The following is a 13152-nucleotide window of genomic DNA, read 5'->3' as shown; positions in this document are numbered from 1 at the left end:
CTCGTCAGGTACTCTTCGGTGAGCTCATTTGACGGCCGAAAATCCGCCTCAGGTCGCTGCAACTGAAAAATCGATGGGGCGTGGACGCCGCATACAATTCTTGCAGGGTCCTTAATGCTCACTTTGTCCACAATCGCCACGGCTCACGCCGCAGCACCTGTCTGGATCGATTAATTCCGTGCATGGGGCGCATTTTCATATAAGTGCGACGGCGGTGTGAGTTGCTACATCGTGTCGACACCCGATCGCTCAGACGCCCTCCAAAGTGGATCATGGCGACAATTTCTTCATCGTCGCGCATCCATCGGGGTAGGGCCACGTCCCGGAGGCGATGGCGGGCTACGATCTCTGCCAGGGCGCGCCAATGACGGCAGTGATTGGAGGTAAAACTTTTGCGATGTTCTCCAAGGATCGGCATGGCTGGGTTCAGAATGAAGCTGACCAACCGTCCGTGATCGCGGCTCTAAAGTCGGGTGACAAATTGGAGCTGCACGCCACCTCCAAGCGAGGAACGGCGACTAGCTATACCTATTTTCTCTCTCGGGTTTCGGCTGCCTTGGAGCGAATAGAGAAGTGTAAATAGGTTTTTACGCTTTTTCCTTTTGCCCGCCGCATCTGTCGGCGGGCAATTCGCCGAGTGTAGCTATTTCTGTCTCGTTAGGCCACTGTCACAACCGAAGGCGCGGTTTGTTGTGAACGTCATTTCTGACAGTCGGCGGTCCGAGGAATTAGTCTACAGCCTCTTTCGTCAGAGGGATTGTAACCAGTCGTACAGTCAGTAACCCAATCCGCCGCGAGCATTGGTTATGGCATCACGGCATAAACCGGAATGCACGGAAGGATCAGTAGCGGTCTGAAATTTGCGCGTATGCTGCCCTGGGAGGACCCCAATGCTCGAAGGGATCATCCGCGATCCTCGCGTTGATGGAGACCTTTTTCGACATTACGTCGGCCCCGGATCGCTGCAGCGATGAAGACGCGCGACAGGCCGTGATAAAGCGGCTCGCGCGAGAGCAGCCGCGAGGTCACATAGCCGATCATCGACACCGCCATGATAGGGATGACGGCTTGGTGGTCGCCGGTCATTTCCAGAATGATGACGAAGGCGGTCATGGGTGCCTGGACCACGCCGGCGAAATAGCCCGCCATGCCGAGGATTGCGGCAAGCGCCACACTCCCGCCAACTAGCGTGCCGATCGTGCTGCCTAAGCCGGCGCCGACGGCAAGCGACGGTGCGAAAATGCCGCCGGGAATACCAGAGATCATCGACAGGAAACCTGCCAACAGCTTCTCGAAAAAGAAGAGCAGTGGCAGAGGCTGTCCTTCCACCGCGCTGCGGGCCTGCTGATAGCCGGTGCCAAATGTTTGACCTCCAGACACTACCCCGATGGCGGCAACGGCAAGGCCACAGAGGCCGGCAAGGATCAGCATGCGCTTCAGCGGCTCGGGATGCGCCCAACGGCGGATGCGGATGCCCGCGTAGAGAGCAAGTCCGCTGAAGGTGGCGCCGAGCGCCCCACCGCCAACTCCGCAGATCAGCATGACAATCCAATCGCGAAGTATGGTCGGCGCGGCATTTGCGGTGCCAAAATAGTTGTAGCTGCCGGAAAGGCCGAGTGCGGCAAGACCGGATAGGATCACAGCCATCAGGACGAGGCCATTGGCACGGGCTTCATAGGTGCGGCTCATCTCCTCGATGGCAAAGACGATCCCGGCAAGCGGTGTATTGAAGGCGGCGGCAATGCCAGCCGCCGATCCGGCAAGGATCAGCCCCTTTGCCTGCGCCATGCCGCCAAAGCGGGCGACGGCGAGCATGAAAGAGGCGCCAACCTGCACCGTCGGGCCTTCGCGACCGATCGAAGCGCCGGTGAGAAGCCCCAATATGGTCAGCACGATCTTGCCGAAAGCGAGCCGCAGCGACAGCAGTTTCGTGCGGTCCTCTTCGTGATGCAGGTGCCGTGCGGCGATGGCCTGCGGAATGCCGCTCCCTTGCGAATTGGGAAAGAGGGTCGCTGCGAGATAGGCTGACAGCACGAAGCCGAGCGGTGTAAGCAGAAGCGGCAGCAACCACGTCCATTCGCTCGATTGGGCCAGGCCGGCAAAGATGCGCTGCGCCAGATCGGCAAGCTTGGCGAAGCCAACGCTGATCACGCCGATTGCCAGAGCCCCTGTCCAGAATACCAGGCGCGGCCGCCAGAGATTGAAAGAACCCCATAGGACGCGGGAACGGCGGAATAATTTCGGTTTACGGAAGCGCGATGACATCAGTTGCCCAAACGAGGTGGAGAGAGCTGCTAAACGCTATATGTCATGCAGTGATATAAAAAACGAGGTTTGATTAAAGTGCCGAAGGCGGATCGGCGTAAGGTGGCGACAGTTTGAGAGCATCTTCTCATCGAATGGTCTGCCTTGTTTGCGCAGAGCCTCCCTCATTCGTCCGAGATAGCGGCTATTGAAGAGAACGATGGCAGCGGTGACGAGATTGAGGGCTGCAGCCCGGCTCGTCTGATTTTCATGGCTACGGCCCCGAAAGCAGCGCATCTAGGCGCTTGTTGAGATCGTCTTCGGTCATGGGTGTCCTATAGATATATATGATTCACGTATATTCAGTGGCTTGATGTCAATCTTGTCGTGGGTCGCGGATTCGTATCCCATCAAGAGCATTAAAATAAAAGGAATTTTGGAGAGGTCGAAAACTCACTGTGGATATTGTCATTCAAATGCATTACTTTTGTTACTGAATGTGGAGATAGCCATGGCTGCAAATGCACTTGTCCAAACACGTATTGATGCTGAAGTTCGCGATCGTGCTTCAGCCGTTCTTGAGAGCATGGGCCTAACGGTATCGGACGCGGTTCGGATCTTGCTCACCCGGACGGCTAATGAGGGTGTGCTTCCGCTTGAACTTTTCTCGGGCAGTGAAGCTCACGACGCTTGGTTTCGCACGAAGGTACTGGAAGCATTGAACGACACTCGGCCTGACATTTCGGATGACGAAGTCGAGCCACATTTCGCTGAGCGTCGAGCGACAGCGCGCCTCAGAGCGGGTGGCCGCAAATCGTGAAGCTGACGTGATCTGCGTTCGCTCTATCGGATCGCGACGCCATATTCACCTACATCGAGGCAGATAATCCTTCAGCCGCTGTCCTGATCGACGAACGGATCATGGCTGCCACTCGCCGCTTGATCGACTTTCCCGCAAGCGGTCGCGTCGGAAGAATTGCAGGGACGCGCGAACTGGTGATCAACGGAACGCCTTATAGTGCGGCGTAGTCGTTACTGAGGCAGCAGTTCGTGTCCTTCGCGTCCTTCATGGCTCGCAGGAATGGCCAGAGACTTTGCCAAATAGCTGAGCTTCTAGCTTGACGCGCAACCTTTAGATGCTCGGCAATAATCGCCGCCTCGATCTCGCGCCAGAGTTGGCAGTCTCATGAGATCGCCGCGGGTCAGCGTCAGATATACGCGCGCTGCTGTCGGCGGTGCCAAATCCGAATCCTGCAAGAAGGCGGACAAATGCGGTTGTTGCTGATCCGTCAGGATCTCCGCTGAAACCCGTCGGACATGTAGCCCCCGAGGCAATCTGCCAAAAGGTCTCAGCGATCCATTACGTGCTTTCGGGCTGAATCTCTTCAAGAATGAGCCGCCTGCGCCGATGATGTTGATGAAGCCATGACGAAATCGATCATATATACTTCGATCTCCGCTTGCGCTGGCGCGCAACTAGAACCTATCGTTTCACCAATGATTCCAAATCCATCGCTGTCCCGCAGCCAAGCTATTGTGTTTCCTGGATAATCTGTCACGGAGCAGGGTAATCAATGATCGGGTCGACGGCCCGCATCCTTTCAAGGCGAATTATGTGTCCAATGCAAGGTGGTCACGACCGGTGCTGCCGCAGCGTGCCCCAGTTCGTTCCAACAGAATTGATGATCGACGCGTAGCGCCAGCACTTCCACATCGGCATTACGCTGAACGCAGATAGCGTCGGCGCTCGCCGCCGGTAAGGCTGTGATACTCGGCAACAGCGCCATCGAAATCGTACTCGACCGCGCCAAGCGCCACCTTTGAACTCACTTCCATCATCAGGACGCCGGGCGGCACAAATGCTCCACGGCCGAAAATACCTTAGGAACCGCCCCGCTGTAGTTGCGTTTCAATTCTAAGTGACCATGAAAATAGTTGTTGAGAAAAGCGATGGATCAAGAGGATGACCAGCCGCGCGATCTAAGCTCTCGTCGTCAAAATTTTGTCGGCTATACAGAAGTGTGGCAGCGCTTGAAGTCCTCGCCCGCATTCAAGGTACCAGATGGCACTGAGAGGGTGTTTCGTGACGTTCTGCATCGGCTCGATGAGGCTAGCCGCGAGGGCGGCGTTAAACAGAGGTGAAATGCGCGCAGCGAGGGTAAACGCTATGGTATTCCGGGCTGAAATCGAAGGACAATAATGGGACTTTCGCCGCAACGACACGCTACGATCGGTTTCCCGTTTCGAGGACCTGATCTCGCCACGGGTCTAATCGGCAAACCAGAGCTCTCCTCGATGCCAACGCGGGCGTTCGCCAATTCCCGTTCGATCCAAAAGTGTGTTTGCGGACATATTCCTCTCCTTGCACCGGCGACCTGCACAGGACGCGTGACCATCCGCGAGGCCGACAATGTGGGAAGAATATTTGCGGCTTTCGTGATTTTTCCCTGGCAGGCTGTAATATCGGGCACAGGCTGCGTGATTAACGGTTCAAGTCGAATAGCGGCAGTACGGTGATGCATCCGGTCGCCCGGGCCGGGCGACCTTTTCAGGCAATCTGGCTGAGCCGCCATTTCCAGGGCGCGATCATACCGACGATGCTGACCGGCTCATTGGGCCTTCTGCCCAGCCGCCTCAACGCTGCATGCGAGGCGAAGGTATCGTCACGCCGCACTCAGTCGTGGTGCTCGGGCATTTTCTTCAATTCGTCCTTCGTCCAGCTTGTGACGGCATGGACGTCACCGTCTTCGTCCCGCATGAAGTCGAGATCCGAAATTGGAACAGCGACGGCTTAGCACCGATGCCCAGGAATCCCCCGACATCAATGACAGTAGAACCCCCGGCGCCTGAGCCATGAATGTGGTCGACCGTCCCAATCTTACGATCATCGGCTCCATAGATAGTTGCGCCTTTAAGGACGGCCGGGGTAAGTTCGGAGGGCATCAAGCGTACGTGGATGGCGTGATCCATGTTTGTTTCCTCCTATGTTGGAGGGGGAATAATCGAGCAAGGAGCCGAATGTTCCGCCATTCGAGAGCCTGGAGGTGACGGATCACGTCATCCGCACAGACGGACGCAAGCGAAAGTCAGCAGTCTGTCCGGTATCGATCCAAGAAACGGCCCGACACCAATACTGCTCGACCTGGAACAAGATTCTGCGGTGCATAAGGCGAACGGACGTTCCCCCTCCGTTCAGTCTTTGAGACTGGCGCTTGCCGTCATTCCAAGCTCGAAGAGCTTTTTCTCGTCGTGAACGCCTTGTTGGTAAAGTTTGATCACCAGGGCCGCAATGGCCTCGGCCTTTTCGTGTTCACGGTTGATGCCCAGTTCGGCAAGAATGGCATCAAATGCGCATTGGCAGACTCCAAGCGCTTGGGAATCCAACGATATATCTCTGTCGCGAGAGTATCTGGAGACCACCTTAGCCACCTCCTTGAACACCAATACTTGGGAAGCTGACTAGAAGCTAAATCTTTCTTTGACGCATTTCAATAATCCAAGTAGACAAGGGAAATGGCAGAGGAGCGACTTTTAAATCCAGTTGTTTTGACTGGCTCGTCATGCGGCATCAATGCTTCAGCCACTTCGCAAAGCACAGCCAGATATCTGATGTGGTCGACGGTCATCACCGGCAAGCAGAGCGTGAAATTATTTCAAAGTCGGGAATGCATAAACGGCTTTGCCGGGGCGAACCTATGCTCCTGATTTTGCTGCGTTAGAGAGGGCTGCCCGCGCCGTTAAGATGTGCCGCGCTGGTTCATTGCGTCGGTGACCTCGGGCGGTGTGTGGGGCAGCGGCGTTGCCCATCCCCGAATTTCCCGAATCGAAGTGGTCCTGATGCAGAACTGCTGAGCGCCAAGGTGGAAGGCAATGATCTCTGATGTCCTGACGGTAAACGACGAGCATGCTCGCCAACGAGGGCAGCTCCAATGAGTCCCCTGATCACATCAACCACTATACCAGGATCGCACGGACGCCGTTGCGGCAAGAAAGCCAAGCCGACAATCATTTGCCGCGCGTCTTTTTTCATCACAGGCCAGAAATCGAAGCGCGAGGCATCGAATGGGTAAACACCCGCCACGACGTGCTTGCCGGTGGCGAGCGAGGACCGCGCCGCCTCGCTCTCTAGTTCAGTGGGTTGGAGGTTGCCGCGCCTTTCGACGAGCTCTACCCCTCCTTCGGCAAGCTCCATCACGATAACCGGCACGTGGAATATTGCTTCCAAGGCATTGGCGCCGGCCGAAACGATTGTCTTTGCATCGTTAGCACGGCCAATCTCGTGACTGCCGGTCTGGATAAGCATCATTTGGCGCCTGAGGAGTATCGCATCATCTGCATTTCGACGTGCGATCGAGGCAATAGCACTGGTGATGCATCCGACGACGAACAGCAATGCGATCGCCCATATGTTTGCTGGATCGTTGACGATGAGCGTGTAGCGCGGTTCGGTCAGAAAGAAATTGCAGGCGAGCGCGCCAAGCACAGCTGAAAAGAGAGAAGGACCCAGACCAAAAATGGCACCCGCCGTAACAACTGGCAGAACATAGATGAGCGAAAGGTTGGGAATGGCCACTTCCCGGTCAAGCCCGACCGTCACGGCCGTTGCAAGCGCAGTCATAATAAATGTCGTCAGGTAGCGGGCGACCAGTGGTGCGTCCGCCAGTTGCAGCATTCCGGTGGTATCGGCGGCCCCCGAGAGCGTCTGATCACTCCCAGATATTGGATCATCTGTGCTCACAATGAATCCCCTTGTCGAATCCCTCGCGCAGGACCGTGGAAATGCGCCGGCTGCTCTTGCTGGCAATTCGTGGCTGGACGAAGCTCTTTCGAGCGCCGGTATGATCGTGGATCGAGCGCGCGCCTACGCCCTCTCACATAAGTGGGCGCTACGACATAAAAACTCCATCGGCATTGCGGCCCCAATTTATAAAAATGTCATATACGTCGCGTTGTTTCAGCGACGGACGTTTGCCAGGCTATTAAAAGTCGCCAGACGCGAACGTGATTCGCAATGGTCTGCTGCATTGCGGGCTATATGACCGCCCATCCGGGCATTTCAAGAATCGAATAATGACCCTCATCGCAAGCGGTATATCATTGTCGTTGAGAATCTGGCTTCAACGGCGCGGCTGTCGAGAAGTTGCTGCGACCCGGCAAGCAGCGTCCCCCGCGACGGCTTGTGCTATTCACCCGACCCGCCATTGGGAGCGGTTTCAACGTTAAATGGCTTCGCGTGCATAAATGAGATCGGGCGTGACGATCCATTCGTTGGACCTCAGTACCCCGACATTGAGGCGACCGTTGGAATCCCGCAGCGCCAATCCCGCAAATCGATAGGTTTGTCCATCCCCATCTCGTACCCATTCTCGTACCAGATTGGGACCGATCTTGCATAGGATGGGTCCTTCGCGCACGATGTCATTCAAAATGAAATATTCGAACGGAAATCTGGCACTGATCGTCATCATGGGTAGCGTCCCCGACGCCGGCCTGCCACCTCACCGCCATCAATTATACTCGGATCATCCGATCGGTTCTACGTCGAATCCATTGCTCGGCCGACTTCCGCGGACTCTTAACCGGTCCTAAGGCGGGAGCAAATATCGCAAGTGCGGTATTTGTTCAGCCACCTGCGTATCGACCGGTGCGCGCGTTTTCTGTTTCTGTGCTGGAGCCGCTCTAAAAATCTGTCCCAATCCGCTCAAGCTTCAAATTGTTGCTCGCTGTCATCGCAAGCTGGAAGCTCCGCCTCGCCAAGTCCAGGTTGTTGATTTCCGTGATGATTTAACCCAGTTTTGCGGCTAAGACCCAATCAAAAATTAGAACAATCAATCGTTTCAAGATTTTACAGCGGTTAGGGCGAGTTGGCGCAAAATAGAAACTAGGATCAAAATCTCGTGCAACTCAACAGTCCTTGGGCTTGCCTAGATGCGGCGTGCCGGCCTGTCTTTCCACGGAGGCGACCTCGTGTCCCGCAATGAGGGCCTGAAGCATTCTTGCGGTCGTGACGCCGGGAGATCTGAATCTCGTGCAGCCGATGCGAGCGAAAGGCCGAGACGGCTGAGGTCGCGTGCGGGATTGCCAATAACCGTCTGATCGAAATCTCTGATCTGAATAGCAACGTCGCCATCGCAATCTGCCAAGGCGCCCAGATTCCCCAGATGACAGTCACCGTAGATCCGAACTGAAGGCCCTTCTGGGACGGATATTGAACGCCTGCTCAGCCATTCATAAAAATGCTTGGTCGTGCCTCGTATGTATGTTACCGCGCCATCTTAAGGTTTCGCCGATCCTTGCCGCTCATCAGGTCACATTTGCGCCTCTGCTACGTTGTGCTCACGATGCAATTGATGAACGAGCCGAAGCAGGCTGGGTTCCGACGCGCCATCGCGCGATGGCCGATCGCTCCGATGAAACCTTGCGGACGTCCCTAAAGATCTTGCTAGGCAACTTTGAAGACGCGAGTACCGCCTGCTTGTGATGTCGGATGTGGAGGCTTTGGCTGGCGACGACAGCGGAACAATGCTCGCGCAACAGGGTTACTACGACGCAGAATGAACAGTGCAGGGAAATCGATTCCTTGCGACGGTTGTTGTTCCTGCGAGGATGAGCGATGGGAATCGACAAACACGAACAAATCCGACGCCGCGCCTACGAAATTTGGGAGGTGGAGGGCCGCCCGGAGGGTTCAGCAACAAGGCATTGGCTACAAGCTTGCGATGAATTGGCGGAGGATAACGAGCACGAGACGTTGCAAGATCTGATCGACGAGGACGATCGCGACGATGAGTCTTCAGAGACACCAAACCTGCTCCCGCGGTTGAGTAAAGATCGATAAGGGCTGCGGATTGCGCCCCAGCCGGCGGCGCGGTGGCAAATAACGGGCTTTGGTGTGTCCTTCGCCATCCGCCAAGTCTGCATATTACCAACCGAGGAGTGGGCTAAGACTAGCGCGCGGCTTAATGTATTGAGGCGGCGGCGCGAACAGACTCCTCGCCCAACATGGCGATAAGCGCATTGCGAGCACGCGAGACCCGGCTCTTGATTGTTCCGATCTCGCAACCGCAGCGCTCGGCAGCAGCCTCGTAGGAAACACCTTCAACGATCATGAGAAGAGCGTCGCGTTGATATTTCGGAAGCCGATCGAGCGCTTTGCCGACCTCAATAGCATAGATGCACTTTTGCTGTCGGCACTCCATCGGTACCTCGAAAACAACATCGTCGTTCGCCCGAATCTCCAGCCGCTTCCGACGCTTGTATTCCGTCATGTAGGTGTTTCGCATGATAGTGAACGCCCAGCTCTTGAGGCTGGTGCCGGGGGTGAACTTTTCCGAATGGCGCAGAATCTTCCACACGGTCTCCTGCGCGAGATCGTCGACATCCGTCGGGCTGGAGACAAATCTTCTGGCGAAATTTCGCAGCGCTGGAAGTAGCAATACGACATCAGCGTGCAGCGACGCGCTCGTTGCTTCGGGCATCTTCTTCCTCCTGATGGGATAGAAGAGCAATGCTTGCGAAGTGTCCTTGTTCCAAGGATTTTTTGAGGAAGGGCATTCGGCTAAAACGCTGATGACATCGCTGCAATACAGCTTCCAGAAGGACCAGAATAGTGCGGTGAGCATAACAGGCGCTGGCTGGATTTGGTGGCCTCGATTATAATTGGCTTGTTCCACAATTGTCTTGTCATGGCCATTCTCCGCTGGTGGAACGGCACCGCAATGTTCCCGGGATAAAATCCTGTCGCCACACAACCCATCAGCTCACGCTTACATCATTGCGATCGGACCTTTTATCCGGAACAATTCGATGCCCTGAACGCAAGAAACAATCGATCCAATATTTGGGGGAGGCCGGAGTTGTTCGACGGAATGGCACTGGATTATATTGACGTTGGTCCCGGCCTTTTGCGCGTTCGCCACGGCGGCCATGGGCCGCCGTTGTTGCTCCTGCACGGCCATCCGCGAACGCATATGACCTGGGGCTATGTCGCGGGCTTATTGTCTTCACATTTCACGATCGTCTGCCCGGATCTCAGGGGATTCGGAAAGTCGTTCCAGCCGATTGATAGCGAGGACAGCCGCCATTCTTCGAAACGGGCAAAAGCGCTGGACTGTGTGGAACAGATGCAAGCATTAGGACATCGGACATTTGCCGTGGCGGGGCATGACCGAGGCAGCTACGTGGCATTCCGCCTTGCTATGGAACATCCGGAGACCGTTACGAAGGTCGGCGTGATCGATAGTATTCCGATCCTCGAGCATCTCGAACGGATGGATTGGCGGTTCGCGCGCGACTGGTATCACTGGTTCTTCTTCGCACAGTCTGAAAAGCCCGAGCAAGCGATCAATGCCGACCCGCTGGCTTGGTACAGCGCCATTTGCCCAGATATCATGGGCGAAGAGGCCTATGATGACCTGTTGACGGCGATCCATAATCCAGCCGTTGTTCATGGAATGATCGAGGACTATAGGGCGGGCTTAACCGTTGATCGGGAAGATGAACTGCAGGACCGGGTTGCCGGAAGGCGGATCACATGCCCGATGCTCTGCCTTTGGTCGACTGGAGACGATCTCGAGCATTTCTTCGGCGACCCGAGGGAAATCTGGCGGTCGTGGGCGACGAATGTTACGGGTCACGGTATCGAAAGCGGCCATCATGTCGCTGAAGAAAACCCGGTTGATCTCGCAAATTCGCTACGATTTTTTTTCAGCGATGAATGAACCGGTGACCGTGCCTGCCCACCACCCAACCGGCTTGAGGCTCGCGTTTACGTTTACGCAAAGGATATCAGTATTTCCATTTGTCACCGGGCGTTCTGCGTCATCGCAATGACGCAGAGCAAATTGCTTGCGGGTGCACCTCAAGGGCGTCGGACGCGCGTGTCAACGAGTAGATTCTCTTCTTCGTCACGCTGACGGCCACCAAGGGCTGAAGCCGCGGATGCTATGAATGCGCCGACCAGCAGAGACAGGGCACCGACCAGCGCGGTCGTTGCGCCCGTCTTCCTGACTTTGTCAGCCGCTTCTTTTGCGGCGGATTTGGCATCATCGATTTGCTTGAGCACAGCATCGACACGGTTGCGGGCATCCGTTTCGGAGAGGCCGGTGCGGGCGGAAATGATCGTTGCGATATAGGATTTGTCTCCATCCGGGAGCTGTCCGCTCGCTGCGCCCTGCAAGAGAATTCGCGAGACTTCGGCAGCGGCTGCTCCATCGTCGGACTGAGCCCGATCCGCAGCCTTTGCAGGCCGAAGAAGGGTATCGACATAGTACGCGGTCGAGTCCGCATTCCGGGCTGATGCAGCTGAAACGCCGACACTGATCGCGTTTTGAGCGACCTGGCCCACAGCATTGGCGGACGCACTTGCCAGCGAAGTCAATGAAGAGGCGAGGAATCCCGCCACGAACACTGTCGCCAGCGCCCAACTTAGAAACCCATGTGCCGTGTCCCGAAAAAAGACCTCGTCCGAGTGAACTTCAACCCATTTCGTGCGGAGCCGACCGGTCAAATAGCCACCGATCGCTGATGACAGCCACTGAACAACAACGAGCCAGATCGCCGCGGTGATACCGACGGTGGTTGCCGAACTACTTTGACCGGACCATGGAGATACCATCGTCAGCCCGACGCCTGAGCCGAGCAGTAGAAGAATGAGAGTAATCCCGGTTGCCGCAAGGGCGCCTCCGATGACGGGCCCCCAAACAATAGCGGGCTTGGAGGATTCGATAGGGGTGGCACCCGCGGGCGCGTTTTCGACGACGGACATCGGCGCCTCCTATCGCGTGAAGAGAACGAGAAGAATGACGATCGGCAATGGAATGCCGAGAAGCCAGAGCAGAATACCTCGACCCATTTGATTATCCTCCAGAGGTTGTACTGATGCCAATTGTAACGGCGCCTGATCAGATTTTGTTCCTGAGTTCGGCGTCGCATGCCGCGTAAGCTCAAAGTTACGGTTTCTGAAAAAACCGCCTATTTTCGACCCCATCCTGGCGAAGCAGGCGTGCAACGCCATCACCATCGCAGGACTTGTCGCGACGGCTCTTCCTACTTCTGACGCATCCGTTGATGGCGCCTATTGCAATGGCATCTGCCTTGTCAGCTCATCGAAGGACGGCGTTTGCCGTTTCGCCGCCATCAGCAGGTCGAGTTCAATTGAAGAAGGGCCGAAGCGGACGAAGAGGTCCTCTGCCACGACTTCGTCGAGCCTATATTTCTTTCGAAATTCCGCCAAGGAATAAGCCACACCTCTTAAGGGGCGACACCGTTCGAAGCCTCGTTGCGTCTTCATGTCGATGATCCTCTTCGCTTCGCTCAAAGCACAATCGTCGTTGTGGCTGAAAGTTCCTCTCCTGGCGAAAAATCGCGAAATAGAACGCATAGATTGTAAAAGGAATACGGTTAAGTTTTTGGAGTTGCATTGTTTTTAGCGCCTCGCGCTCTCGGGAACAAATAGACGCAATGCGCGGTTCACTTGCGCCGTGACCGGCGTAAACGCGCCGTGGAATTTGGGAGGCATCATGAGCGACTATCAGATAGACGACAAAAGTGAGGTTGTTGAACCATCAAAACCACGGCTATTGGAAATCCTGGGGCCTGGCCTGGTCACTGGCGCCTCCGATGACGATCCGAGCGGCATCGCCACTTACTCACAAGCAGGAGCGCAGTTCGGCTATGTCGCGAGCTGGACTTTGATCTTTACCTATCCGCTGATGGTGGCCGTGCAGATGATCAGCGCGCGCATCGGTCGGACAACAGGTCGTGGTTTGGCAGGCAGCATGGCGCAATGCTATCCGCGGTGGGTTGGTGTTAGCGTATCCCCACGCCGAGGACCGCCTTGCTTTGTCACGGTGATAGCGATGTTTTGCTGAGGTGAGCGGTATCGCCACGTTGCTAACAACGAGGATA

General features: G+C 55.9%; 10 protein-coding genes and 7 pseudogenes. 5 read left to right on the top strand and 12 right to left on the bottom strand.

The annotated features are described in order from the left end of the window. Positions 1-903: 903 nt before the first annotated feature. On the bottom strand, positions 904-2265 hold the full coding sequence (locus GGD50_RS32130) for a chloride channel protein (protein WP_183941289.1): 1362 nt from the start codon (positions 2263-2265) through the stop codon (positions 904-906). 36 nt (positions 2266-2301) lie between these two features. Further along, complete coding sequence (locus GGD50_RS32125; RefSeq protein ID WP_183941287.1) at positions 2302-2541, bottom strand: Tn3 family transposase; 240 nt, start codon at positions 2539-2541, stop codon at positions 2302-2304. 214 nt (positions 2542-2755) lie between these two features. On the opposite strand from GGD50_RS32125, the gene GGD50_RS32120 reads away from it, so the two are divergent. Both GGD50_RS32120 and GGD50_RS32115 read left to right on the top strand, forming a co-directional pair. Then, complete coding sequence (locus GGD50_RS32120) at positions 2756-3064, top strand: type II toxin-antitoxin system RelB/DinJ family antitoxin (RefSeq protein WP_183941285.1); 309 nt, start codon at positions 2756-2758, stop codon at positions 3062-3064. A 41-nt stretch (positions 3065-3105) separates the two neighbouring features. Then, a pseudogene (locus GGD50_RS32115) lies at positions 3106-3353 on the top strand (type II toxin-antitoxin system RelE/ParE family toxin). Positions 3354-3963: 610 nt separating this feature from the next. Here the strand turns inward: GGD50_RS32115 and GGD50_RS32110 are convergent. The 7 genes and pseudogenes from GGD50_RS32110 to GGD50_RS32085 all read right to left on the bottom strand — a co-directional run. Next, a complete protein-coding gene (locus GGD50_RS32110; RefSeq protein WP_183941283.1) occupies positions 3964-4101 on the bottom strand; it encodes a hypothetical protein in 138 nt (45 codons plus the stop codon). A gap of 817 nt (positions 4102-4918) precedes the next feature. Further along, a pseudogene (locus GGD50_RS32105) lies at positions 4919-5214 on the bottom strand (PRC-barrel domain-containing protein). A gap of 222 nt (positions 5215-5436) precedes the next feature. After that, complete coding sequence (locus tag GGD50_RS32100; protein WP_210319037.1) at positions 5437-5628, bottom strand: hypothetical protein; 192 nt, start codon at positions 5626-5628, stop codon at positions 5437-5439. Between the two features lie 359 nt (positions 5629-5987). Further along, positions 5988-6119: pseudogene (locus GGD50_RS32095) on the bottom strand (chemotaxis protein CheW); the annotation flags it as partial. Between the two features lie 461 nt (positions 6120-6580). Continuing rightward, a pseudogene (locus tag GGD50_RS33185) lies at positions 6581-6916 on the bottom strand (DUF4118 domain-containing protein); the annotation flags it as partial. Between the two features lie 547 nt (positions 6917-7463). Next, positions 7464-7712, bottom strand: a complete 249-nt coding sequence (locus GGD50_RS32090) for a hypothetical protein (protein WP_183941279.1) — start codon at positions 7710-7712, stop codon at positions 7464-7466. A gap of 499 nt (positions 7713-8211) precedes the next feature. Then, positions 8212-8501 (bottom strand): annotated as a pseudogene (locus tag GGD50_RS32085) (DUF2252 family protein); the annotation flags it as partial. Between the two features lie 356 nt (positions 8502-8857). Between GGD50_RS32085 and GGD50_RS32080 the strand changes: the two are divergent. Beyond that, positions 8858-9031, top strand: a pseudogene (locus GGD50_RS32080) (DUF2934 domain-containing protein); the annotation flags it as partial. 172 nt (positions 9032-9203) lie between these two features. On the opposite strand, the gene GGD50_RS32075 reads toward GGD50_RS32080, so the two are convergent. Next, positions 9204-9917, bottom strand: a complete 714-nt coding sequence (locus tag GGD50_RS32075; protein WP_331371196.1) for a sigma-70 family RNA polymerase sigma factor — start codon at positions 9915-9917, stop codon at positions 9204-9206. A gap of 183 nt (positions 9918-10100) precedes the next feature. On the opposite strand from GGD50_RS32075, the gene GGD50_RS32070 reads away from it, so the two are divergent. Further along, complete coding sequence (locus tag GGD50_RS32070; RefSeq protein ID WP_183941275.1) at positions 10101-10964, top strand: alpha/beta fold hydrolase; 864 nt, start codon at positions 10101-10103, stop codon at positions 10962-10964. A gap of 140 nt (positions 10965-11104) precedes the next feature. Here GGD50_RS32070 and GGD50_RS32065 read toward each other — a convergent pair whose 3' ends face one another. Both GGD50_RS32065 and GGD50_RS33180 read right to left on the bottom strand, forming a co-directional pair. After that, the gene (locus GGD50_RS32065) at positions 11105-12010 is read right to left on the bottom strand and encodes a hypothetical protein (protein WP_183941273.1); all 906 of its coding nucleotides are present in this window, start codon (positions 12008-12010) and stop codon (positions 11105-11107) included. A 309-nt stretch (positions 12011-12319) separates the two neighbouring features. Then, the gene (locus tag GGD50_RS33180; protein WP_246451678.1) at positions 12320-12535 is read right to left on the bottom strand and encodes a hypothetical protein; all 216 of its coding nucleotides are present in this window, start codon (positions 12533-12535) and stop codon (positions 12320-12322) included. Positions 12536-12764: 229 nt separating this feature from the next. Between GGD50_RS33180 and GGD50_RS32060 the strand changes: the two are divergent. Continuing rightward, positions 12765-13049, top strand: a pseudogene (locus GGD50_RS32060) (divalent metal cation transporter); the annotation flags it as partial. Between the last annotated feature and the right edge of the window lie 103 nt (positions 13050-13152).

The organism is Martinezella paranaensis (assembly GCF_014200235.1).
Classification (GTDB): Bacteria; Pseudomonadota; Alphaproteobacteria; order Rhizobiales; family Rhizobiaceae; genus Rhizobium; species Rhizobium paranaense.
This window is presented reverse-complemented; position numbering and strand designations above follow the sequence as displayed.

What these genes read in the sequence shown, in the direction of transcription:
- GGD50_RS32130 (WP_183941289.1), bottom strand. Translation starts at nt 2,265, where the DNA reads ATGTCATCGCGCTTCCGTAAACCGAAATTATTCCGCCGTTCCCGCGTC.
- GGD50_RS32125 (WP_183941287.1), bottom strand. Translation starts at nt 2,541, where the DNA reads ATGCGCTGCTTTCGGGGCCGTAGCCATGAAAATCAGACGAGCCGGGCT.
- GGD50_RS32120 (WP_183941285.1), top strand. Translation starts at nt 2,756, where the DNA reads ATGGCTGCAAATGCACTTGTCCAAACACGTATTGATGCTGAAGTTCGC.
- GGD50_RS32090 (WP_183941279.1), bottom strand. Translation starts at nt 7,712, where the DNA reads ATGATGACGATCAGTGCCAGATTTCCGTTCGAATATTTCATTTTGAAT.
- GGD50_RS32065 (WP_183941273.1), bottom strand. Translation starts at nt 12,010, where the DNA reads ATGTCCGTCGTCGAAAACGCGCCCGCGGGTGCCACCCCTATCGAATCC.
- GGD50_RS33180 (WP_246451678.1), bottom strand. Translation starts at nt 12,535, where the DNA reads ATGAAGACGCAACGAGGCTTCGAACGGTGTCGCCCCTTAAGAGGTGTG.